This is a genomic window from Streptomyces lothianensis, assembly GCF_047779955.1.
Classification (GTDB): domain Bacteria; phylum Actinomycetota; class Actinomycetes; order Streptomycetales; family Streptomycetaceae; genus Streptomyces.
Genome location: NZ_JBLMKT010000041.1, coordinates 203,261 through 226,362, shown reverse-complemented (window position 1 = coordinate 226,362; position 23,102 = coordinate 203,261). Strand labels below are relative to the sequence as shown.

Annotated in this window: 19 protein-coding genes; 9 read left to right on the top strand and 10 right to left on the bottom strand. The window is 70.6% G+C overall.

Going from position 1 to position 23,102, the window contains the following annotated elements; all coding sequences use genetic code 11:
* Window positions 1–7: 7 nt before the first annotated feature.
* Window positions 8–544, top strand: a complete 537-nt coding sequence (ybaK, locus tag ACLF6P_RS15665; RefSeq protein WP_415950887.1) for a Cys-tRNA(Pro) deacylase — start codon at window positions 8–10, stop codon at window positions 542–544.
* A gap of 45 nt (window positions 545–589) precedes the next feature.
* On the opposite strand, the gene ACLF6P_RS15660 is transcribed toward ybaK, so the two are convergent.
* From ACLF6P_RS15660 to ACLF6P_RS15645, 4 genes are all read right to left on the bottom strand, one after another.
* Complete coding sequence (locus tag ACLF6P_RS15660) at window positions 590–1,270, bottom strand: DUF2567 domain-containing protein (RefSeq protein ID WP_415950886.1); 681 nt, start codon at window positions 1,268–1,270, stop codon at window positions 590–592.
* A 135-nt stretch (window positions 1,271–1,405) separates the two neighbouring features.
* Window positions 1,406–2,218 carry an ABC transporter permease gene (locus ACLF6P_RS15655; protein ID WP_415950965.1) on the bottom strand — a complete coding sequence of 271 codons (813 nt, stop codon included), beginning with the start codon at window positions 2,216–2,218 and terminating at the stop codon, window positions 1,406–1,408.
* Window positions 2,219–2,223: 5 nt separating this feature from the next.
* Window positions 2,224–3,240 (bottom strand): ABC transporter ATP-binding protein, encoded by a 1,017-nt coding sequence (locus ACLF6P_RS15650; RefSeq protein ID WP_415950884.1) that lies wholly within the window; start codon window positions 3,238–3,240, stop codon window positions 2,224–2,226.
* A gap of 450 nt (window positions 3,241–3,690) precedes the next feature.
* Complete coding sequence (locus tag ACLF6P_RS15645) at window positions 3,691–4,965, bottom strand: NYN domain-containing protein (RefSeq protein ID WP_415950883.1); 1,275 nt, start codon at window positions 4,963–4,965, stop codon at window positions 3,691–3,693.
* A 264-nt stretch (window positions 4,966–5,229) separates the two neighbouring features.
* Here ACLF6P_RS15645 and ACLF6P_RS15640 point away from each other — a divergent pair, with 264 nt between their 5' ends.
* On the top strand, window positions 5,230–5,400 hold the full coding sequence (locus ACLF6P_RS15640; RefSeq protein ID WP_415950881.1) for a hypothetical protein: 171 nt from the start codon (window positions 5,230–5,232) through the stop codon (window positions 5,398–5,400).
* Window positions 5,401–5,504: 104 nt separating this feature from the next.
* Here the strand turns inward: ACLF6P_RS15640 and dnaE are convergent, their stop codons facing one another.
* Window positions 5,505–9,050 carry a DNA polymerase III subunit alpha gene (gene dnaE / locus ACLF6P_RS15635; protein ID WP_415950880.1) on the bottom strand — a complete coding sequence of 1,182 codons (3,546 nt, stop codon included), beginning with the start codon at window positions 9,048–9,050 and terminating at the stop codon, window positions 5,505–5,507.
* Window positions 9,051–9,265: 215 nt separating this feature from the next.
* Between dnaE and ACLF6P_RS15630 the strand changes: the two genes are divergently transcribed.
* From ACLF6P_RS15630 to ACLF6P_RS15605, 6 genes are all read left to right on the top strand, one after another.
* Window positions 9,266–10,594, top strand: coding sequence for a DUF2252 domain-containing protein (locus ACLF6P_RS15630; protein ID WP_415950879.1), 1,329 nt, complete (start codon window positions 9,266–9,268; stop codon window positions 10,592–10,594).
* 92 nt (window positions 10,595–10,686) lie between these two features.
* Window positions 10,687–11,370, top strand: a complete 684-nt coding sequence (locus ACLF6P_RS15625; RefSeq protein ID WP_415950878.1) for a hypothetical protein — start codon at window positions 10,687–10,689, stop codon at window positions 11,368–11,370.
* Window positions 11,371–11,460: 90 nt separating this feature from the next.
* Window positions 11,461–12,258 (top strand): DsbA family protein, encoded by a 798-nt coding sequence (locus tag ACLF6P_RS15620; protein ID WP_415950877.1) that lies wholly within the window; start codon window positions 11,461–11,463, stop codon window positions 12,256–12,258.
* An 85-nt stretch (window positions 12,259–12,343) separates the two neighbouring features.
* Window positions 12,344–14,011 (top strand): alkaline phosphatase D family protein, encoded by a 1,668-nt coding sequence (locus ACLF6P_RS15615; protein WP_415950876.1) that lies wholly within the window; start codon window positions 12,344–12,346, stop codon window positions 14,009–14,011.
* 286 nt (window positions 14,012–14,297) lie between these two features.
* Window positions 14,298–15,287: a zinc metalloprotease gene (locus ACLF6P_RS15610; RefSeq protein ID WP_415950875.1), complete on the top strand. Its 990-nt coding sequence runs from the start codon at window positions 14,298–14,300 to the stop codon at window positions 15,285–15,287.
* A gap of 176 nt (window positions 15,288–15,463) precedes the next feature.
* Complete coding sequence (locus ACLF6P_RS15605) at window positions 15,464–17,062, top strand: serine/threonine-protein kinase (protein ID WP_415950874.1); 1,599 nt, start codon at window positions 15,464–15,466, stop codon at window positions 17,060–17,062.
* Between the two features lie 57 nt (window positions 17,063–17,119).
* On the opposite strand, the gene ACLF6P_RS15600 is transcribed toward ACLF6P_RS15605, so the two are convergent.
* Window positions 17,120–17,689: a dienelactone hydrolase family protein gene (locus tag ACLF6P_RS15600; protein WP_415950873.1), complete on the bottom strand. Its 570-nt coding sequence runs from the start codon at window positions 17,687–17,689 to the stop codon at window positions 17,120–17,122.
* 58 nt (window positions 17,690–17,747) lie between these two features.
* On the opposite strand from ACLF6P_RS15600, the gene ACLF6P_RS15595 reads away from it, so the two are divergent.
* On the top strand, window positions 17,748–18,842 hold the full coding sequence (locus ACLF6P_RS15595; RefSeq protein ID WP_415950872.1) for a mechanosensitive ion channel family protein: 1,095 nt from the start codon (window positions 17,748–17,750) through the stop codon (window positions 18,840–18,842).
* Window positions 18,843–18,961: 119 nt separating this feature from the next.
* On the opposite strand, the gene ACLF6P_RS15590 is transcribed toward ACLF6P_RS15595, so the two are convergent.
* From ACLF6P_RS15590 to lspA, 4 genes are all read right to left on the bottom strand, one after another.
* Window positions 18,962–20,548, bottom strand: a complete 1,587-nt coding sequence (locus ACLF6P_RS15590; protein ID WP_415950871.1) for a Na+/H+ antiporter — start codon at window positions 20,546–20,548, stop codon at window positions 18,962–18,964.
* 67 nt (window positions 20,549–20,615) lie between these two features.
* Entirely contained in the window at window positions 20,616–21,092 is a 477-nt protein-coding gene (locus tag ACLF6P_RS15585) for a GNAT family N-acetyltransferase (protein ID WP_415950870.1), read from the bottom strand.
* 104 nt (window positions 21,093–21,196) lie between these two features.
* On the bottom strand, window positions 21,197–22,141 hold the full coding sequence (locus ACLF6P_RS15580) for an RluA family pseudouridine synthase (RefSeq protein WP_415950869.1): 945 nt from the start codon (window positions 22,139–22,141) through the stop codon (window positions 21,197–21,199).
* Between the two features lie 122 nt (window positions 22,142–22,263).
* A complete protein-coding gene (gene lspA / locus ACLF6P_RS15575; protein ID WP_415950868.1) occupies window positions 22,264–23,004 on the bottom strand; it encodes a signal peptidase II in 741 nt (246 codons plus the stop codon).
* Window positions 23,005–23,102: the final 98 nt, after the last annotated feature.

Here is a 23,102-nt window from a genome sequence, read left to right as displayed (position 1 = left end):
GCACGCGGTGGCGAAGAAGTCGAGGAAACAGCAGGCCGGGGGCACACCGGCGACGGTGGCGCTGACGGCCGCCGGCGTCGCGTTCACCGTGCACAGCTACGAGCACGACCCCGCGAGCCCCTCGTACGGCGAGGAGGCCGCGCAGGCGATGGGCGTGGCGCCGGAGCGGGTCTTCAAGACGCTCGTCGCCGACGTGGACGGCGCGCTGACGGTGGCGGTCGTGCCCGTCGCCGGCAGCCTCGACCTCAAGGCGCTCGCCTCCGCCGTGTCCGGGAAACGGGCGGCGATGGCCGATCCGGCGGCGGCCGAGCGGACCACGGGCTATGTACGGGGCGGGATCTCGCCGCTCGGGCAGCGCAAGAAGCTGCGCACGGTGCTCGACGACTCCGCCGGCGCGCACGACACCATCTGCATCTCGGCGGGCCGCCGCGGCCTGGAGGTCGAACTCGCACCGGCGGACCTGGCGAAACTCACGGACGCGGTGCTCGCGCCGATCGGGCGCGGCCGAGCCTGTCCCGACGGCCGACCGGGCACTTCCTGCTGAACGGCCGACCAGGCACTTCCTGCTGAACGGCCGACCAGGCGCTTCCTACTGACCGGGCGCGTGCGGCGTCCCGTACCCGTCCTCGGGGTTCGGGGCAGCGGCGTCCCACGCGGCGTGCACCGGCTGCGGCTCGGGATCGCGCGGCCCGAACAGCGCCGTCAGCGCCAGATGCACCGCGGTCGCGGCGATCGGCCAGGCGATCAGCGCGCCCTTGGCACCGAGTTCGATCGGCGCGTCGAACGGCACCCCTTCACCGGCCTCCTTGGCGCGCGCCACGACATCGTCGCCGGGCCCCAGTTCGAGGCCGAGGCGCCAGGCGACCACGGAGGCGAGCACACCGCCCACGGTCAGCGCGACCACGAGCGGGATTCCGCCGTGCCTGCGCAGCAGGAAAACCAGCGCACCGGTGACCGCGCCGCAGACAAGCGCGAGCAGGATGAACGTTCCGTCGGCGCCGATCGCCTGCTCCCCCTCGGTGTCCGCGAGGAAGACGGCCTCGCCGTTGGAGACGAGCGGCACATGCGGGGTCAGCCAGACCCACAGCAGGGCGAGCACCACACCGGTCAGCGCCGTCCCCAGCGCGATCAGGACCGCGTCCCGCAGCTCGGTCCGCAAGCCGGGACCGCCGTCGTGGTACGAGGCCATGGGCACCTGCGGCGGTGCCTGCCAGGGCACGCTCGGCTGGTTCGGGTGCGGCTTGTGGGGCGGCGTCAGCGGTGCGGTCACCCTGCCATCGTGCCAGGCGCCGTCGGCGCGCCCAGGGGTGGGCCGCCGATCGGTGGATACCGGCGGCCCAGAGCCCGTTTCCGAACCCCCGTCGTTCGCCCGGAGGTCGGGGCAGCGGCGTTCGGAAACAGGCGCTCAGCGCACGGCGGCCCTGCGGTACGCCCAGGTCGCGGCGGCCAGGGAGGCCACGCCGACCGCCGCACAGACCCCGAGGTCGCGCACGACGGCCGTCCAGTCGGGTCCGGTGTCGAAGGTACGGGCCAGCGCCTCGACGCCGTAGGTGGAGGGCAGCAGGTCCCGTGCGTATTGCAGGAGCGTGGGCATGCCGTCCGCGGGGAGCACCCCGAGCAGCAGCGCCGCGGACATGCCCAGCTGGCCGAGGAGGGTGGCGAGCTCGGGCCGCGGTGCGAGCAGCCCGAGCGCGGCGCCGAGACCGGCGAGGGCGGCTCCGGCGAGCGGGATGACGGCGAGCAGGATCCACAGATGGGCCATCGGCAGCCCGAACAGGACGCTGCCGACGACGGCCGTGACGACGGTGCCGGGCGCGGTGAAGGAGGCGTACGCGGCCGCCGCTCCGAGCACCACGGCCGAGGGTGGCACGGGCAGCGTGGCGTAGTGGTCGAGCCCGCCGCTCGCCCGCAGCTGGCCGAAGTACTGCGCGAGCAGATTGAGTGCCACGAACGCGACGACGAGCACCGAGGACCCGGCGACCACGGCCCGGGCCTCCGAACCGCCGTCCACGACCCCGCGCATCAGGACCATGATGCCGACGGACTGGAAGGTCGCCACGAAGAGCAGCGGGATACGGGCCACCCGGGCGCGGGAGAGCTGGGCGCGGTACACGGCGGCGAGCGAGGGCAGCAGCCGCGCGCGCGGCGCCAGCCCGGCCTCCTGTGCACGCACCGCGGCACCGGCCGCCGTGCGCCCCGCGACCGTCTCGACAGGCACCACGCTCACGCCTTGACCAGCCCCTCTGCTCCGTCGGTCCGGCCGCCGAGCGCGAGGTACACGTCCTCCAGGCTCGGGGTGGCCAGGGTGAAGTCGTCGAGTGCTGCGAAGGCCGCGCCGCCGGTGACGGCGGCCACGGCCGCGCGCGCCTCCTCGGGGCCGAGCCGCAGCGTCCAGCGCCGTCCCGTCTCCTGCGCGGAGCCGCGCAGCGCGGACACCTCGGGCACGTCCAGGGGTGCCTTCTCCCGCCAGACGAGTTCGAGGCGCACCTCTCCGGCGACGGTGCTCTTGAGGCCGCCGGGGGTGTCGCAGGCGATGACCCGGCCCTCCTCGATCACGGCCACCCGGTCGAGTACGGTCTCGGCCTCGATCACGTTGTGTGTCACGAGCACCACGGTGGTTCCGCGTTCGGCCCGGCGCCGGTCGACGGCCGCCCAGACGGCTCGGCGGGCCACGGGGTCCATGCCGGTGGTGGGTTCGTCGAGGACGAGCAGGGAGCGCTCGCCGACGAGTGCGGTGGCGAAGCAGGCGAGCCTGCGCTGGCCGCCGGAGAGCTTCTTGAGCGGGCGCGAGGCGAGGGAGCCGAGCCCCAGCTCCTCGATCACGGCGTCCCGCTCGATGCGGGCCTGCCGCAGCGGCAGCCCGCGCAGTCTCGCGGTGGTCTCGGCGGCCAGGGCGACGGTCAGCTCGTCGAGGGCGGTGGACTCCTGGCCGAGGTACGCGAGGATGCGGGCGGCGCGTTCGGGGTGGCGCACGATGTCGTGGCCGAGGATCTCCACGCTGCCGGAGTCGGGACGCATCAGGCCGGTGAGCTGGCGTACGAGAGTGGACTTGCCGGCGCCGTTGGGGCCGAGCAGGCCGAAGATCTCGCCGCGGTGGACGTCGAGGGTGATGCCGTCGGTGGCCCTGACCTCGGGGGTCGCGGGCGCGCCGCGGCGCCCGCGTGCGGCGGGGTAGGTCTTGACCAGGTCACGCACGACGCATACGGCGTCGGCGGTGTCCGGTCGGGCTCGCGCACTCACGACGAGCCAGCCTACGGGAACGCAGGGGGTTGGTTTGCCCCCGGCCCCCGTTTCACCCGGGCCGGGTGCGCGTACGGGGCTCCTCCCCACCTCCGTGGGCAGCGGTGCCCACCGCCGTGGGCAGTCATGCCGCAGGGCGAGTGGGGTCTCCCCTGCTCAGGGGGTACCCCCTGCTCGAAGAGCTTGGGGTCGTAGTTGAGAGCTTGGGGAAGGGTGGGCACGGCACCCCGGCCGCGCCGCGCCCTGCCTGCCCCCCACCGACCCGCACACGGCCTCGACCCCTTGAGCCTCCCCCAGGTTGGGTTGGCCATGGGGTTGGCCACCCGGGGGCTTCGCCCCCTGGACCCCCTGTTGGGGCTTCGCCCCCTGCCCCCGTATCGCGCTGAACGCGCTCGTCCTCAAACGCCGGACGGGCTGGAATGCCGGACCGGGCCCGTCCCGAGCCCGGCCTCAGATGCCGGACGGACTGGAGGTGCCGGACGGGCTGGGTGTGCCGGACGGGCCCGAGGGGCCGGGCGGTGGGTTCGTGCTCGCCGCCGGGACGTCGATCTCGCGCCAGAAGCCCGCCCGGATCGCGTAGCGGTCGTGCTCGTCGATCTGGTCGTCCTTGTGGGCGAGCAGGCCGAAGCGGGCCGCGTAGCGCAGGAGCTCGCCGTCGATGCGGTGCGGGATGCGCGGGTAGAGGACGGAGAGTTTCTGGCGGCCGTCGCCCTCCGCGTCCGGGAGGCGGGCCAGCCACCGCCGGGCGAAGACCTGCCCGACCTCGTACGGGTCGCCGCCGACGGTCGTGATGTCCTCCTCGCGGTCCGCCCAGCGCTGCTCCGCGCTCGTCAGCTGCGCGAGCGTCGGCAGTGCGGCGACCTCGGCCGGTTCCGGTGCCGTGCCCGGCCGGTCGATCCAGCCCTTGTCGGAGGACCAGCGCAGGGTCGCGTTCGTGGGGTGCTGGGCCGCCTGGCTGCCGGGGCCGCGCAGGGCCGCGAGGTCCTTCGGCGTGGGCACGCCCTTCGCCGGCGCGTGCCGTTCCGCGGAGGCGTGCTCGGCGGCGGAACCATTCTGCTCGCTCGCTCCGGCGGCGCGTTCCGCCGCCGCGGCGAGCGAGGAGTCCGGGAGCGGCGCCGAGAGGATCGCGGCGATCTCCGGGCGGGGCGCGGGCTGCGGTGCGCAGATCCCGCCGATGTCCTTGGCCCGTACGGCCCGGGTGATCCACTCACGGTCGAGCACCCGCCGTTCGTCGGCCTCGGCGACCAGGTCCTCGGACTGGTTGTAGTCGCCGTCCGCGGCCTGCACCGCCCACAGGTGCACGGCGACGCCGTGTTCCTTCGCGGACATCAGTCCGGGCAGCAGATCCCCGTCCCCGGTCACGAGCACCACGTCCGAGCAGGCCCGGTTGCGCGCGAGCTCGGTCAGTTCGGCGTGCATGGCCGCGTCCACGCCCTTCTGTGCCCAGCGCCCGTCGCTGCGGGTCAGGGCGCCGAGGCGCACGGTGACGCGGGGCATCACACGCAGCCGCCGGTGCTCGGGCTGCGGTACGCGGTCGGGGGCGCCGTCGAACCAGTAGATCCGCAGCAGCGGCTGCTCCGTATCGGATTCGGCGCGCTCGCGCAGGGCCTGGATGAGGGCGGCATGATCGACGGTGATCCGTGATCGTGAGGGTTCTCCGGCAAGCAGACTCGCGGCGGCACCGAGCAGGTATCCGGCGTCCACCAGGACAACACAGCGGTCCACGCGTACCACCCTCTTCCCAAAAGGCCCGAGGCGTTCCCGCGGACGACGGGAATGCGGGGCGGGTTTACAACGGGGTTGTCTTCGAGTCTGCCCGAAGCCACGGACCTTAACGGCCGGAACTGGATCTTCGGCGTGGCGTAAACACGAACACGGCACCGACAGCCTTTATCACACACCGTAATTCTCTGAAATGCGCGTGATGTCAGCATATGTGAATCTGGTCGCGGTCCTGGCCCCTAGATCCCCCTCAGGAGGCAGATCACCATGGCCAAGAACAAGAACCGTCAGCAGCAGCGCGCCCAGCAGCAGCGCGGTGCGCAGCAGCAGTCGGGCGAGCGCGGCGCCGAGCAGATGGAATCCACGGCCGAGCAGGCGCCGAGCCCATCGCAGTTCGCTGAGCGCAGTAAGAAGCAGAAGAAGTTCGGCCACAACTGACACACGGCCGGGCCCTGACAGGGCCCCCGTTCCAGGCACACGCAAGGGGCGCGCCCGCGAAGGGCGCGCCCCTTGGTCGTACGAGGACGGTCACACGGGAACGGTCAGCCGGCCAGGCACTGCGGGCCGAGCAGCACCTTCAGATCGCCGAAGAGCGCCGGATCCGGCTGTACGCGGTGCCGGTCGAGCCTCAGCACGGTCGTCTTGCGCGCACCCTGGAGCCTGATCCGCACCTCGGAGTTGCCCCGGTGGTGGCCGAGGATCTCGCCGAGACGGCTGACCATCGGCGGGGTGACCTTGACCGTGGGGATGGTGATGACCACGGGCGCGTTGGTGCCCGCGTGGGACAGGTCCGGCACCTGCAGTTCCATCGCGACCAGGCGCGGCACGTCCTCGCGCTTGTCCAGGCGGCCCTTGACGAAGACCACGGCGTCCTCGACGAGCTGGGTCGAGACCAGCTGGTAGGTGGCGGGGAAGAACATGCACTCGATGGAGCCCGCGAGGTCCTCCACGGTGGCGATCGCCCAGGCGTTGCCCTGCTTGGTCATCTTGCGCTGAAGCCCGGAGATGATGCCGCCGATGGTGACGACCGCGCCGTCGGAGAAGTCGCCGCCGGTGAGCTGCCCGATACCCGCGTCGGCCTTGTCCATGAGGACATGCTCCAGGCCGAAGAGCGGGTGGTCGGAGACGTAGAGGCCGAGCATCTCCCGCTCCTGCGCGAGGAGGTAGGTCTTCTCCCACTCCTCGGTGGAGAACTCGACATCGAGCCCGAAGCCCGGCTCGTCCCCGCCGTCCTCGTCGCCCATGCCGCCGAAGAGGTCGAACTGTCCCTCGGCCTCCTTCCGCTTGACCTGTACGACGTTGTCGATCATCGGCTCGTACTGCGCGGTGAGGCCCTTGCGGGTGTGGCCCATCTCGTCGAAGGCGCCGGCCTTGATCAGGGATTCCGTGGTGCGCTTGTTGCAGGCGACGGCCTCGACCTTGTCGAGGTAGTCGGGGAAGGAGGCGTACTTCCCTTTCGCCTTGCGGCTGCGGATGATCGACTCGACGACATTCGTACCGACGTTACGCACTGCGGAAAGCCCGAAGAGAATGACGTCGTCGCCCTGTGCCGCGAAGTTCGGCTCGGATTCGTTGACATTCGGCGGGAGCACCTTGATGCCCATGCGGCGGCATTCGTTCAGGTAGACGGCCGACTTGTCCTTGTCGTCCTTCACCGAGGTGAGAAGGGCGGCCATGTACTCGGCCGGGTAATTCGCCTTGAGGTAGGCGGTCCAGTAGGTGACAAGTCCGTACGCGGACGAGTGCGCCTTGTTGAACGCGTATCCGGCGAAGGGCACCAGAACGTCCCAGAGCGCCTGGATCGCCGCGTCCGAGTAGCCGTTCTTCTTGGCACCCTCCTGGAAGATGGTGAAGTTCTTCGCCAGTTCCTCGGGCTTCTTCTTGCCCATCACGCGGCGCAGGATGTCGGCTTCGCCGAGCGAGTAGCCCGCGATGATCTGGGCGGCCTTCTGCACCTGCTCCTGGTACACGATGAGGCCGTAGGTCAGGCCGAGCGTCTCCTTCAGGGGCTCTTCGAGCTCCGGGTGGATCGGCGTGATCTCCTGGCGGCCGTTCTTGCGCTCCGCGTAGTTCGTATGCGAGTTCATGCCCATCGGGCCCGGTCGGTACAGGGCCGACACGGCGGAGATGTCCTCGAAGTTGTCGGGCTGCATCTGGCGCAGCAGCGAACGCATCGGGCCGCCGTCGAACTGGAAGACGCCCAGCGTGTCACCGCGGCAGAGCAGTTCGTAGGTCTTGGGGTCGTCGAGCGGCAGCGAGAGCATGTCGAGCTCGATGCCCTTGTTCGCCTTCACCATCTTGACGGCGTCGTCCATGATCGTGAGGTTCCTGAGGCCCAGGAAGTCCATCTTGATCAGGCCGAGCGATTCACACTGCGGGTAGTCCCACTGTGTGATGGTCACACCGTCGGTGTGCCGCACCCAGACCGGGGCGTGGTCGATGATCGGTTCGCTGGACATGATCACGCCTGCCGCGTGCACGCCCATCTGCCGGACCAGGCCCTCGACGCCCTTCGCGGTGTCGATGACCTTCTTGACGTCCGGCTCGTTCTCGTACATCGCCCGGATCTCGCCGGCCTCGCTGTAGCGCGGGTGCGAGGGGTCGGTGATGCCGGAGAGGTCGATGCCCTTGCCGAGCACGTCGGCGGGCATGGCCTTGGTGAGGCGGTCGCCCATCGCGTACGGGTAGCCGAGGACGCGGGCGGAGTCCTTGATCGCGTTCTTCGCCTTGATCTTGCCGTACGTGCCGATCATGGCGACCTTGTCGGCGCCGTACTTCTCCGTCACGTACCTGATCACCTCGACGCGCCTGCGCTCGTCGAAGTCGATGTCGACATCGGGCATGGAGACGCGCTCGGGGTTGAGGAAGCGCTCGAAGATCAGTCCGTGCTCGATCGGGTCGAGGTCGGTGATGCCCATCGCGTACGCCACGATCGAACCGGCCGCGGAGCCTCGGCCCGGGCCCACCGCGATGCCGTTGTTCTTCGCCCACATGATGAAGTCGGCGACGACGAGGAAGTACCCCGGGAACCCCATCTGGATGATGATGTCCATCTCGTAGTCCGCCTGCTTCTGGCGGTCCTCCGGGATGCCGTTCGGGAAGCGGCGGTGCATGCCGCGCCGCACTTCCTCCTTGAACCAGGTGACGTTGGTGTAGCCCTCTTCCGGGATGTCGAACTTCGGCATGAGGTCGCGCTTCTCGAACATGCCGGTGGTGTCGATCTGCTCGGCCACCAGGAGGGTGTTGGCGCAGCCCTCCTGCCAGGCGTCCGAGGAGTCGATGGCGTACATCTCCTCGGTCGACTTCAGGTAGTAGCCGGTGCCGTCGAAGCGGAAGCGGTCCGGATCGCTGAGGTTCTTGCCGGTCTGGATGCACAGCAGGGCGTCGTGGGCGGTGGCCTCGTGCGCGTAGGTGTAGTGCGAGTCGTTGGTGACCAGGGGCGGGATGCCCAGTTCCTTGCCGATCTTCAGGAGGTCGTCGCGGACGCGGCGCTCGATCTCGATGCCGTGGTCCATCAGCTCCAGGAAGTACCGGTCCTTGCCGAAGATGTCCTGGTACTCGCCGGCGGCCTTGCGGGCCTCCTCGTACTGGCCGAGGCGCAGCCGGGTCTGCAGCTCACCGGAGGGGCAGCCGGTGGAGGCGATCAGGCCCTCGGACCACTGGGAGATCGTCTCCTTGTCCATCCGGGGCCACTTCTGCAGCCAGCCCTCGGCGTACGCGTCCGAGGACAGCTTGAAGAGGTTGTGCAGCCCGGTCTTGTTCGCCGCCCAGATCGTCTTGTGGGTGTAACCACCCGAACCGGAGACGTCGTCGCGCTTCTGGTGCGGCTGGCCCCACTGGATCTTGCGCTTGTTGCGCCGGGACTCCGGGGCGACATAGGCCTCGATGCCGATGATCGGGGTGATGCCCGCGCCCTTCGCGGAGTGGAAGAAGTCATACGCCCCGTGCAGGTTGCCGTGGTCGGACATGGCGATATGCGTCATGCCCATGTCGCCCGCCGCCTTGAACATGTCCTTGAGCCGCGCGGCACCGTCCAGGAGCGAGTACTGGGTGTGCACGTGCAGGTGCGTGAACGGCGGCTTGGTCACGGTCGAGGACCTCCGGAATAACTTGAATCGAACACTGTGGCGTGAAGCGCCCCGATGAGGGGTGGTGGTCGGGTGACGGGCGGGCGACTGATGGGGGTGACGGCCATGAAGTCTACGTCCGGCCACTGACAGACCGCGGGCACTCGGGGGTACCTTCGAGCGTTGGTACGGGCGGAACATCTGTCCCGAGGTTCATGCACCAGGAGGCACCAGGAATGTCGGTCACGCAGACGGACGCCGGCGAGCGCGGCGAGCAGATCCTCGCCGTCTTCGACACCGCGTTCGGTGAGTTGCTCGCCGCGGATCCGGCGGCGTTCCGGGTGAAGTTCCGCAAGATGGCGGCCTCCGCCTTCGCCTTCTACCGCGGCACCGCCTGCCTGTTCTACCGCGACCTGGAGCGCGAGGTGCACGGCGGCCCGTTCCTCGACGAGCGCACCGGGCGGGTGTGGATCCACGGCGACCTGCACGCGGAGAACTTCGGCACCTACATGGACTCCACGGGCCGCCTGATCTTCAATGTCAACGACTTCGACGAGGCCTTCGTCGGCCCCTTCACCTGGGATCTCAAGCGTTTCGCCGCCTCCGTCGCGCTGCTCGGCTACGCGAAGGCGCTCAGCGACGAGCAGATCTCCGAGCTGGTGACGATCTACGCGGCGGCCTACCGCGAGCGCATCCACCGGCTCGCGACCGGCGCCAAGGACGACGAGGTGCCGCCCTTCACCCTCGACACCGCCGAGGGCCCGCTCCTGAAGGCGCTGCGCGACGCCCGCTCGCTGACCCGCTTCTCGCTGCTCGACTCGATGACCGAGATCCGTGACTGGGAGCGCCGCTTCGCGCCCGGCGGCGGCTCGATCGAGCTGGACGCGGCCACCCGCTACAAGGTACTCGCCGCCTTCGACGGCTATCTGGAGACCCTTCCCGAGTCCTCCCTGGACCGCCCCGACTCCTACCGCGTCAAGGACGTGGTGGGGCGGCGCGGGATCGGCATCGGATCGGCCGGGCTCCCGTCGTACAACATCCTGCTCGAAGGCAATTCGGACGCCCTCGAGAACGATGTCGTGATCTACCTGAAGCAGGCCCAGACGCCCGCTGTCTCGCGGCACATCACGGACCAGGCGATCCGCTCGTACTTCCGGCACGAGGGCCACCGCACGGTGATCTCGCAGCGCGCCCTGCAGGCGCACGCGGACCCGTGGCTGGGCTGGACCGAGCTAAACGGCGCGGGCCAGCTGGTCGCGGAGGTCTCGCCGTACGCCGTGGACCTGGACTGGTCGGACATGGACGATCCGGAGCAGATCGCGGCCGTGGTCGCTGACCTGGGCCGGGCGACCGCCACGATGCACGCGGCGGCGGACGACGAGAGCGGCTACACGGGCCTCGTGCCCTTCTCCACCGAGCGCGCCATCGACGCCGCGATCGCCGCGGACGAGGAGGGCTTCGCACCCCTCCTCGTGGAGTTCGCGCACGCGTACGGGGCGCGGGCCCGCCAGGACCACCAGATCTTCGTCGACCTGTTCCGTAACGGTCGGATTCCGGGTCTGTAGGAAGCGGGGTCCGACAACAGCTTCCAAGGGTCCGAGCGCTCACAGGAACCACTGAAGCGGGCTTTACGCTTCCGTCTGGCAGACTCGCGGGGATGGACATGTCTGGGACGCAGCCGAGAATGCTGCGGGCGGCGCTCTTCACGGCCCTGGTCGTGACGCTGTCCGCGGCTTCCCATGTGCTGCTCTCCCAGGTCCCGCTGCCGCTCGGCACGCTCGCCGCGGTGGCGGGGGGCGTGTTCGTGCTCGCGTATCTGCTCGCCGGACGCGAGCGCGGCTTCTGGTCGATCGCGGCGCTCGTGGTGCCGCTCGAACTCGCCGCGGACACGGTCTTCACCACCGGCCAGCACGTCTGCTACGGGCAGACCGGCGGCCCGGTCACCGGCACCCTGCGCTCCTTCGGCTTCGACGTCCTGTGCGGCGGCTCCGAGGTGGGCGCCCCGCTCGCGCAGGTCGCGGGCGCGGGCCCCGGGCCGGCCTCGGAGCTGCTCGCCTCGGCCGATCCCGCGGCCGCCTGGTACCTGCTCGCCGCCCACATCGCCATCGGCCTGGGCGCCGCGGCCTGGCTGCGGCGCGGTGAGCGGGCCTTCGCCCAGCTGGTGCGGGCGATGGCCGCGGTGGCCTTCCGGCCGCTGGCGATCGCGGTGGCCGCGGTCACCTCGCGGCCCGCGCGCGTACGCCCGCTGCCGCGCGCCGCGCGGCAGCCGCGCTCCCTGTCTCCGCTGCTCATCGCCCACTGCGTGGGCCGGCGCGGTCCGCCGCGGCCGGCCGCCTGCTGAGCCGAGCCCCTCCGCCCCGCGCGGACGGCCGCTTGGCGGGTCACCGGCCGGGCAGAACCATCCTTTTCACGTTTTACGGAGACTGAAGTCATGAGCAAGCGCAACAGCCAGCAGGCCAAGGCGGCGGCACGCGAGCGGCTGCGGGCCGAGCGGGAGCTGCAGGCCAAGAAGGACAAGGCACGCCGGCAGCTCATCGTCGGCGCGAGCATCATCGGTGTCCTCGCCGTCGCGGGCGGCGCCGGCTATCTGATCATGCAGGCGAACCAGCCGTCCCACTGGGACAAGGCCGCCGACGCCGCGGTCGTCGTGCCGGCGAACGCCTCGGGCAAGAACGGTTCGACCGTCACCATCGGTGACGCGAAGGACAACACCGTCCACCTCTACGAGGACCCCCGCTGCCCGGCCTGCGCCTCGATGGAGCAGTCGATCGGCGAGGCCATCGACAAGGGCATGAAGGACGGCGACTACAAGCTCTCCTTCACGATCGGCACCTTCCTCGACAACAACCTCACCGGTGAGGGCTCGAAGAACGCGCTGAGCGCGCTGGGCGCGGCGCTGAACGTCAGCCCCGAGGCCTTCCTGGAGTACAAGGCGGCGCTGTACTCGAAGGAGTACCACCCCGCCGAGTCCACCGACGACTTCGCGAAGGACGACTACCTGATCGAGGTGGCGGACACCGTGGAGGCACTGAAGGACAACAAGGACTTCCGGAAGGACGTCGAGAGCGGGACGTACGACCCGTGGGCGGTGAAGATGAGCGACTCGTTCCAGGCCGCCGAGGACGTCACGGGCACGCCGACCATCAAGATCAACAACAAGAAGATCGAGACACCGGCGAGCCCGGAGGCCTGGGCCGCGGCGCTGAAGGAAGCGGGCGTCACCAAGTAGCCGCGCGCGAAGGGTAGTCGAAGAGCGGGCGAACTTTCCCGGTTCGCCCGCTCTTCTGTTCTACCGATCAGTAATATCAGCGCCCGTGACCAGTAGACTCCATAACCCAGACCGGGCGAACTCCGCCTCGCATCCCCGCCGTCGTACGGTCGTCAAGGCCGCCGCGACCGCCGCCGTGGCCGCACCGCTCGTGGCCGGCGCACTGCCCGCCGTGGCCGCCGAGGCCCCCGCCTTCCTGCACGGTGTCGCCTCCGGCGATCCGCTGCCGGACGGCATCCTGCTGTGGACCCGCGTGACACCGAGCCATGACGCCACCCCCGGTTCCGGGGCGGGCGCCGACACCGAGGTGCGCTGGGAACTCGCCGAGGACAAGGCCTTCGCCCGGATCGTCGCACAGGGCACCCAGACCTCTCGGGCCGCGAGCGACCACACCGTCAAGGCCGATGTGCGCGGCCTGCGCCCCGCCACCGACTACTACTTCCGCTTCATAGCCGGCCCCACCACCTCACCGACGGGCCGCACCCGCACGGCCCCCGCCTACGAGTCGGACGCCTCGAACGTCCGCTTCGGCGTCGTCTCCTGCGCCAACTACGAGGCGGGCTACTTCTCCGCGTACCGCCATCTCGCCGCCCGCCAGGACCTGGACGCGGTGCTGCACCTCGGCGACTACATATACGAGTACAAGAGCGGCGGCTACCCGGCCACGGACGACGTGCTGCGGCCGCACCAGCCCGCGCACGAGATCGTCACGCTCGCCGACTACCGGCTGCGGCACGGCAGGTACAAGACGGACGCCGATCTGCAGGCCGTGCACGCGCGCCACCCGGTGATCGCGATCTGGGACGACCACGAGGTCGCCAACGACGCCTGGTCGGGCGGCGCCGAGAACCACACGCCGGAGACCGAGGGCCCGTACGCCGAGCGGATACGGGCCGCCAAGCAGGCCTACTTCGAGTGGATGCCGGTCCGGCCCGCGACCGAGGGAACGGTCTACCGGCGCATCCGCTACGGGAAGCTGGCCGATCTCCACCTGCTCGACCTGCGTTCCTTCCGCTCCGAGCAGGCGTCCATCGGCAGCGGCGCGGTGGACGATCCGGAGCGTACGATCACCGGCCGCGCGCAGCTCGACTGGCTGAAGAAGGGGCTCGTGCAGTCCCAGGCGCAGTGGAAGCTGGTCGGCACCTCGGTGATGATCTCGCCGGTCGCCTTCGGTTCGGTACCGGCCCAGTTCCTGGCACCGCTGGCCGAATTGCTTGGTCTGCCCAAGGAGGGCATCGCGGTGAACGTCGACCAGTGGGACGGCTACACCGACGACCGCAAGGAACTGCTCGCGCACCTCGCGGACCACGGCATCGACGACACCGTCTTCCTGACCGGTGACATCCACATGGCCTGGGCCAACGACGTACCGCAGAAGGCCGGCCTGTATCCCTTCTTCTCCCGGTCGGTCGCGTCCGAGTTCGTCGTCACCTCGGTCACCTCGGACAACATCGACGACTACCTCGGCGTCGACCCGCACACCGTCTCGCTGCTCGCGGCCGGTGCGGTCCGGGCGGCCAACCGCCATGTGAAGTGGGTGGACATGGACAGCCACGGCTACGGCGTGCTGAACGTGACCCCGGACCACACGCAGATGGACTACTACGTCCTTTCGGACAAGACGCACGTGGACGCCACTTCCGAGTGGACCCGTTCGTACCGCACACAGACCGGGACACAGCGGGTGGAGCGGGTGTACCAGCCGGTGAACTGAGGGTCGATTTCAAGCCAACTTCCGATGTGCTGACATCGGATCACCGCGTCACGGCGGGTGGTGTGTTCCGCATGCCGAACCCGGACACACCGCCCGCCACGGTGACGGCATTCGCATCAACCTCGCCTCAAACCTGGGAGGAGGCAGGAAAGTTTCTTGTGGTTGTCCCCTTTTGCCTGATGGTTCAGCAGGCCTGATCACATCTCGTCGATCACTGACGTGGGCACGTAATCTCCCGGCGGCAGTGAGGAAGTCCCTCCCGCCCTCGTCCCCCAGGAGTCCCCACATGCGTGCTCTTCCCGCCATATCTCCGCGTCTGCGCAGGCGCTTCATCGGTTCGGCCCTGGTGGCCGGAACTCTCGCCCTGAGCCCCCTCGCCGCCCCCGGCGGCTCGGCGATCGCCGCGGCGCCCTCGTCCGCGGCCACCGACTGCGAGGACGAGCAGGTCAGTTCGGCCCGCAAGGTCAAGGGCAGCGACCACAAGGCCGAGCCGAACGAGGTCAGCGCGGCCAAGGCCAAGGCCATGCACGCGGATCTGGAGCGCAGACTCGACAAGCTGCGCAAGAACGGCAGGCTCTCGGCCACGGCCACGGCCACCACCACGACCATCCCGGTCTACTTCCACGTCATCCACGACGGCGCCACCGGCAAGCTTTCGGCCACCGACATCGCGAACCAGCTCGATGTCCTCAACTCCGGCTTCGGCGGCCAGGGCACCGGCAACGCGGACTCCGGCTTCCAGTTCGCCCTGGCCGCCACGGACTACACCGACAACGCCTCCTGGTACAACGGCATCGAGCCGGGCTCGACCGCCGAGAAGGAGATGAAATCCTCGCTGCGTCAGGGCGGTCCCGACGCCCTGAACTTCTACACCGCGAACCTCGGCGGCGGCCTTCTCGGCTGGGCCACCTTCCCGTCCTCGTACGACCGCAACCCGTCGGACGACGGTGTGGTCGTCCTCGACGCCTCGCTGCCGGGCGGCTCGGCGGGCAACTACAACGAGGGCGACACCGCCACCCACGAGGTCGGCCACTGGATGGGGCTGTACCACACCTTCCAGGGCGGCTGTAACGGCAAGGGCGACTACGTCGACGACACCGCGGCCGAGAAGAGCCCGGCGTACGGCTGCCCCGAGGGCCAGGACAGCTGCCGCCGCAAGCCGGGCGTCGACCCGATCCACAACTTCATGGACTACACCTACGACGCCTGCATGTATCAGTTCACGCCCGGCCAGGCCCTGCGCATGCAGGAGCACTGGGCGGCCTACCGCGGCTGACCCCGACCGCGCGGCTCACCCCGGCCGCGTGGCGCACCCCGACCCGCGTGGCTGATTCCCGGCTCGTACGCGGCTGACCGCCGGCCCCCATCCGGCTGACGCCGCGGATCGAGACACCAGCCGCACGCCGACCCCTCTACCCTGGGCTTCCGCAGACGGGGTGGAGGGGTTCTGGGGTGCATGCTCCCGGCGACAGGATCGACGGCCGTTTCGAACTCGTCGAGCGGCTCGGCAGCGGCGGTATGGGCACGGTGTGGCGGGCCCTCGACACCGTGCTGGGCCGTGAGGTCGCGCTCAAACAGGTGCGTCCGCCCGACCCGGCGGCGGCCGAGGAACCCGCCGTACGGCGCGGAAGGGTGCTGCGCGAGGCACGGGCGCTGGCCCGGCTCAGCCATCCCCATGTGGTCACCGTCCACCAGATCCTCGAGCCCGTGGGCGAGCCGCATCCGTGGATCGTCATGGAGCTGCTGCCCGGCCGCACCCTCCAGGACCGTCTGGCGCAGGGACCGTTGCCGCCCGCCGAAGCGGCCGGGATCGGTCGCCAGGTGCTCTCGGCCCTGAAAGCCGCGCACGCGGCCGGGATCCGGCACCGCGATGTGAAACCCGCCAACGTGCTGCTGCGCACCGACGGTTCGGCCGTGCTCACCGACTTCGGGATCGCCGCACTGCAGGGCTCGTCCTCGCTCACCGCGACCGGCGACCTCATCGGCTCGCCCGAGTACATGGCGCCGGAGCGCATCCGCGGCACGGGCGACGATCCCGCCTCCGACCTGTGGTCCCTCGGGCTCGTCCTCTACCGCGCCGTGGAGGGCGTCTCGCCGCTGCGCCGGGCCACGACGCTGGCCACCCTCGCGGCGGTGCTCGACGATCCGGTCCCGCCGCCCGTACGCTCCGGCCCGCTCGCCCCCGTACTCACGGCGCTGCTCGTACGCGATCCGGCGGCCCGGCCGGACCACGACCGCCTCGACGCGCTGCTCGCCGAGGTGGAGGCGGGACGGGCACCTGATCCGGGCCCGGCACCGCACTGGACGGCGGAGCAGCCGACGCGGACTGCCCAGGCACCACCACCGCTGCCACCGCCACCGGTTTCCGGACAGCCGCCGGTTTCCGGCCGACCGCCCGCTCCCACTCCCGCCCCCACTCCCGCTCCAGCTCCCGGCCCCACGGTCGCTTCCCGTCGTACGGCCGCCTCCGGTCGTAGGGCGGTGGTCCTCGCCGTGGTCGCGGTGGCCGTCACCCTCGTGACCGCCACCGCGCTCGTTCTCGCACTGCGCGAGGACGGCAAAGGCTCGAACGGCAAGGACCCCGATGTCCCGGCCGGTTCGACGACGCCCGCCGGGAGCCCGTCCGCCGGGCCCTCGGAGAGCCGCACGCAGTCGAGCACGCCCTCGACCGGCACGGCCACGCCCTCCACTCCCCCGCCGAGCACCCCGCAGCCGGCCCGGGACGAGGGACGTTGGGTGGCCATGCTGTTCTCCGAGCCGACCTCGACCGGCACAGCCGCGCGCGACAAACGGCTGGCGAAGATCCGGCAGACGGTGCCCGATGCGGACTACTTGCTCAGTGACGACTACGCCTCGCTGCGCCCGGGATACTGGGTCATCCACACCGGCTCGTTCCCCGACGGCCGCGCGGCCCTGACGTACTGCGCCGGAATCGGCCGGACCGACAAGAACAGCTGCATCGGCCGCTACATCAGCACCGATTCCGCGGACTTCGGCCTGCAGTGCTACCCGCCGGCCGCATCCCCCTCGGGGACCTGCCGACGACGGTGACGCGTCCGGGCAGCGCCCGCGCGGCCGGTGGGACCACCGGGTGGGACTGCCGTAGGGCTACAGCGTCTCCAGGAAGCCCAGCGCGGTCTTCCAGGTCTCCTCCGCCGCCTCGGCGTCGTAGTCCGGCAGGTCCGCGTCCGTGTACAGGTGGCCCGCACCGCGGTAGCGGAAGACCTCGACATCGGCCCCCGCCCGGCCCATCCGCAGGTACCAGGCGTTCAGCCAGTCGTCGGACTCGAAGGGGTCCGGATCGGCCACATGCAGCTGTACGGGGAGATCGTCCACGGAGGCGTCGTCGGTGAGGTCCGAGGTGCCGTGGAGGAGGAGCAGCCCGCGGGCCTTCTCGTCGGCGAGGGCCACGTTCTGCGCGAGGGCCGCCCCGAGCGAGAAGCCGGCGTAGACGAGGCCCTTCTCGGAGTGCGGCGCGGAGGCGGCGACCGCGCGGCGCAGCAGTTCGTCCGTGCCGATCTCGTCCTTGATCTTCCGGGCCTCCTCCACGGAGTCGGCGGTCCTGCCGTCGTAGAGGTCCGGTACCCACACCTCGTGGCCGGCGGCCCGCAGGCGCTCGGCGGCGCTGTGCACGGCGGGCCGCAGACCGAGGACCGAATGGAAAAGCATGATGTTCATGGCGCCATCGTGCCACCCGCGCCGAGCCTTCCGGAGCACCCCACATACTCTCTGACGTATGGAGAACGTGCTGCGCCCACTGATCGTGATCGGCTCCGCGGTTCTCATCACGCTGGCCGTCGGCTGGCTGGTGGACCGCCTGCTGCGCCGGGCCGACCGCCGCCACCCGGACACCCCGCTGTGGGATCTGCTCCGCCGGGCCCGCCTCCCGCTGCAGTGCGTGCTGCTCGCGTCGCTGCTGCGTGGCGCGTACCGGCACGCGCAGGTGCTGGAGAAGTATGCGGAGGGCATCGGCCATGCCCTCACCCTCGTCCTGATCGGCGCCTGCGCCTGGCTGGTGGTGCGGATCGCCGCGGCGGTGGTCGAGACGAGCTACGCCCGCTACGCTGCCACGCATCGCGATCCGGCCCGGGTCCGCCGGGTGCGTACCCAGGTGACGCTGATCCAGCGCGTGGTCACCGCGGTCGTGGGGGTGGTGGCGGCCGCCGCGATGCTGCTCACCTTCCCGACGATGCGTACGGTCGGCGCCTCGATGCTGGCATCGGCGGGTGTCCTCGGCATCGTCGCGGGCATCGCCGCCCAGTCGACCCTCGGAAACCTGTTCGCGGGTCTGCAGATCGCCTTCGGCGACATGGTGCGGATCGGCGACGTCGTGGTGGTGGACGGCGAGTGGGGCACGATCGACGAGATCACCCTGACCTTCCTGACCGTACGCACCTGGGACGACCGCCGGATCACCATGCCGGTCTCGTACTTCACCTCGAAGCCCTTCGAGAACTGGTCACGCGGCGGCGGCCAGCTCACCGGCACGGCCTACTTCCACCTCGACCACACCGCGCCGCTGCACGAGATGCGCGAGAAGCTGCACGAGATCCTGCAGGCGTGCCCGGCCTGGGACGGCCGTGACTGGGGTCTCGCGGTCACCGACACCACACCGACCACGATGCAGGTGCGCGCGGTGGCCACGGCGAAGAACGCGGACGACGTGTGGACAGTGCGGGTCACGGTCCGCGAGCAGATGATCAGCTGGCTCTCCGAGCACCACCCGTACGCGCTCCCCCGGGTCACGACCGCGCAGGCCTCGCCGCGGCCGAAGCACCTGCCGGACCACTCGGCCCCGGAGGGGGAGACGCCGAAGACCGGGCGCGGCTGAGCACCTCCCGCACGGGCTGCGGGGCGGGGCGTCTCAGCGCGGGCTGCGGGGCAGGGCAGAGCAGGGCGGAGCAGGGCGGGCGCCGGGCGCGGAGCAGGGTAGGAACGGGGCGGCGCGCCTCAGCGCATGCTGCGCACATCGAGATGGCGCAGCACCCGGTCCACGATCTCCGGATCCGCACCGGCCTCGCTGCGCGCCGCCAGCACCTCGTGCCGGGCCGCCGAGAACATCTCGGCGCGGATCGCGCGCAGCCGCTTCATCATGTCGGCCCGCTGTGCGAAGTGTTCCCTGCGCTGCTCGTCCAGCATGTCGGGGCTGATGCGCAGCCCGATGTCGAGGGCCGAGCGCTGGAGCTGTTCGAGGGACTCCTGGGAGAGCTCCTCGACCGCCTCGATCTCCTTGAGGCGCGCCTTCGCCGCCTTGGTGGCCCGCAGCGCGAGCTCCTGCTCGAAGGCGTCCTCGGCCTCGGCGTCCGCCTCGACTCCGAGCCTGCGCACCAGCCACGGCAGGGTCAGGCCCTGGACGATCAGGGTGGCCATGATGACCCCGAAGGCGATGAAGATGATCTCGTCGCGGCCGGGGAACGGCGAGCCGTCGTCCATGTGCAGCGGAATGGCCAGGGCGAGCGCCACCGAGGCCACGCCCCGCATGCCCGACCACCACATGACGACGGTCTCGCGCCAGCTGACCGGGATCTCCTCCTCGTAGTCCCGCCGGCCGTGCAGCCGCTGCGCCAGCCAGGTCGCCGGCAGCAGCCACAGCAGCCGCAGGAACACGACGACCCCGACGATCACCGCCGCCCAGCCGCTCCACTCGGCCCACCTGCCGGCCGCGGAGCCGATGGCGTTGTGCAGTTCGAGGCCGATCAGACCGAAGGCGACACCGGTGACGAGGGTGTCGACGATCTCCCAGAAGCTCCGGCTGACCAGGCGCCCCATGACGTCATCGGCATCGGAGGCGTACTCGGCGAGGAACAGCGCCGTCACCAGGACCGCGAGCACCCCGGAGCCCTTGAGCTCCTCGGCGATCACATACGCGACGAACGGCACGAGCAGGGTGAGCCCGACCTGGAGCGTGGCATCGCCGAGCAGCCCCATGAGCTTGTTGGCGGCCCAGCCCAGCGCGGTACCGACGGCGACGGCGACCACGGCCGAGAGCACCAGTTCCAGCGCGGCCTCGGGCAGTGAGAACGTGCCGCTCACGGCCGCGGCGATCGCGACGTGGTAGAGCACGATCGCGGTGACGTCGTTGAAGAGGCCCTCGCCCTCCAGGATCGACACGAGCCGCCGGGGCAGGCCGAGCTGACCGGCCACGGCCGTGGCGGCCACCGGATCGGGCGGGGCGATCAGGGCGCCGAGCACGACGGCGGCGGCGACCGGCAGACCGGGCACGAGGGCGTGCGCCGTGAAGGCGACGGCCACGGTGGTCACGCAGACCAGCGCCACCGCGAGCAGGATGATCGGCCGTTTGTTGGCGGCGAACTGCCGCCAGGACGTCCGCTGCACGGCGGCGTAGAGCAGCGGCGGAAGAACCAGCGGAAGGATGTAGTCCGGCGGGATGTCCACGTTCGGCACCGCCGGGACCAGGGCGAGGACGATCCCGACGAGCGTCATCAGCACCGGCGCGGGCAGCCGCAGCCGCTCCCCGATCGGCACACTCACCACGGCCCCGAGCAACAGGATGAACAGCAGCGCCAACTGTTCCACGCGTCCTCCGGCGGCCGGTTCCGATCAAGAACCCAAGACTGCCACCTTCAGGACAGAACGGGACGTACTACTCGCCCTGCAGGTCCCGCCGCATCCCCCGGTGCGGCATGCCCGCATCGTCGAACTCCGGGCCGTACGCGACATAGCCGAGCCGTGCGTAGAAGCCGAGTGCGTGCGTCTGGGCGTGCAGGTCGATGCCGGCGAGCCCGCGCTCCCGCGCGCAGCCCTCGATGGCCCGCACCAGCGCGGCCCCGACACCCAGCCCGCGCGCGGCGTTCAGGACGGCGAGGCGCCCCAGCGAGCCCACGCCCGCCTCGCCGCTCTTCGCGCGCCCCGCCTCGCCGATGAGCAGCCGTCCGGTGCCGAGCGGCTGCCCGTCCGCGGTGCGGACCGCGAGGACATGCACGGCTTCGGCGTCGTACGCGTCGTACTCGATGTCCTCGGGCACGCCCTGCTCGCCGACGAAGACCTCCTTGCGTACGGCGAAACAGGCGGCGCGGTCCTCTTCGCCCACCGCCTCGCGCACCGTGCAGGACTCGCTCACCGTCGACGCCTCTCCCGCCCTCGACCCCTCACTCACCCTCGAACCCCCGCTCACCCTCGGCCCTATGCTCACCCTCGGACCTACGCTCACCCTCGGACCTACGCTCAGCGGTAGGTCTCCGCCGCGATCACATCCAGCGCCTTCTGCAGATCGGCCGGATAGGCGCTCTCGAACTCGACCCAGCGCCCGTCGGCCGGGTGCTCGAAGCCGAGCTTGACCGCGTGCAGCCACTGGCGGGTCAGCCCGAGGCGCTTGGCTAGGGTCGGATCGGCGCCGTAGGTCAGATCGCCGACGCAGGGGTGGCGGTGCGCCGCCATGTGCACGCGGATCTGATGCGTACGCCCGGTCTCCAGCTTCACATCGAGCAGCGAGGCCGCCCGGTATGCCTCGATCAGGTCGTAGTGCGTGACCGAGGGCTTGCCCTCGGCGGTCACCGCCCACTTGTAGTCGTGCTGCGGGTGGCGCCCGATCGGGGCGTCGATCGTGCCGCTCAGCGGGTCCGGGTGCCCCTGGACGAGCGTGTGGTAACGCTTCTCCGGAACGCGCTCCTTGAACTGCCGCTTGAGCGAGGTGTACGCACGCTCCGACTTGGCGACCACCATCAGACCGGAGGTGCCGACGTCGAGGCGGTGCACGACGCCCTGCCGCTCGGCCGCGCCGGAGGTGGAGATCCGGTAGCCGGCGGCCGCGAGACCGCCGATCACGGTGGTGCCGGTCCAGCCGGGCGAGGGGTGCGCGGCCACACCGACGGGCTTGACGATCACGACGATGTCGTCATCGTCGTGCACGATCTCCATGCCCTCGACGGGCTCCGCCACGATCTCCACGGGCGCGGCCGCCTGCGGCATCTCGACCTCGAGCCACGCACCGCCGTGCACCCGCTCGGACTTGCCGACCACGGACCCGTCGACCTGCACCTTTCCCTCCGCGGCCAGCTCGGCCGCCTTCGTACGGGAGAAGCCGAACATACGGGCGATGGCGGCGTCGACGCGCTCGCCCTCCAGGCCGTCGGGTACGGGCAGACTGCGGATCTCGGGGTGTGTGCTCACCCCGGAATTATGACGGACGGCGCGAGTGCCCCTGTCCGGGCACCCTGGAGGGCCGGGCGGTGGGGTCGTCGGGCCGGGGGTGGGGCGGCGCCGGTCCGGATGGTGGGCCGGGTGGTGGGTGCTCAGTCCTTGTGGACGGTGCCGTCCGGGTCCAGGCCCTTGAAGGACAGGATCACGATCAGGATGCCGCCGCAGACGATCGCCGAGTCCGCCAGATTGAAAACGGCGAAGTTCTTCGGCGCGATGAAGTCGACAACATGCCCCTCGAAGACGCCGGGCGCACGCAGCAGACGGTCCGTGAGGTTGCCGAGCGCACCGCCGAGCAGCAGGCCGAGCGCGATGGCCCAGGGCAGGCTGTAAAGCTTGCGGGCAAGACGGACGATCACCACGATCACGGTGGCGGCGATGAAGGTGAAGACGATCGTGAAGGCCTGGCCCATGCCGAAGGCCGCGCCCGCGTTGCGGATCGCCTCGAAGCGCAGCCAGTCGCCGATGATCTCGATCGGCTCGTGGTGCTCCAGCTTGGCGACCACGATCATCTTGCTGATCAGGTCGAGGGCATAGGCCACGGCGGCCACCGCGAAGAGCGCGAGGATCCTGCGCCGCCCCTTGGGGGCCTCGGGCTGCTCGGCCTCCGGCTTCCCGGGCTCGGTGTCCGGGTTCTCGGCCCCGGGCTCGGTGTCCGGGTTCTCGGCCCCGGGCTCCTCGCCGGCCTCGGCTTCCTTGCCGGCCTCGCCCTTCCCGGCCTCGCCCTTCCCGGCCTCGGTCTTCCCGGCTTCCTGGACTCCCTCGGACTGCGGGTCCTTCTCCGGCTCCGCACCCTCAACATCCGGCGTACCGATGACGCTCTCCGCCTCTGCCACGTGAGTCCCTCAACCTAGATGCCTGACTGAGCACGAGGGTACGGCACGTACGTACGGGGGCCGAGCCTCGCATCCGGCTCGGCGCCCGGCGCCGATCC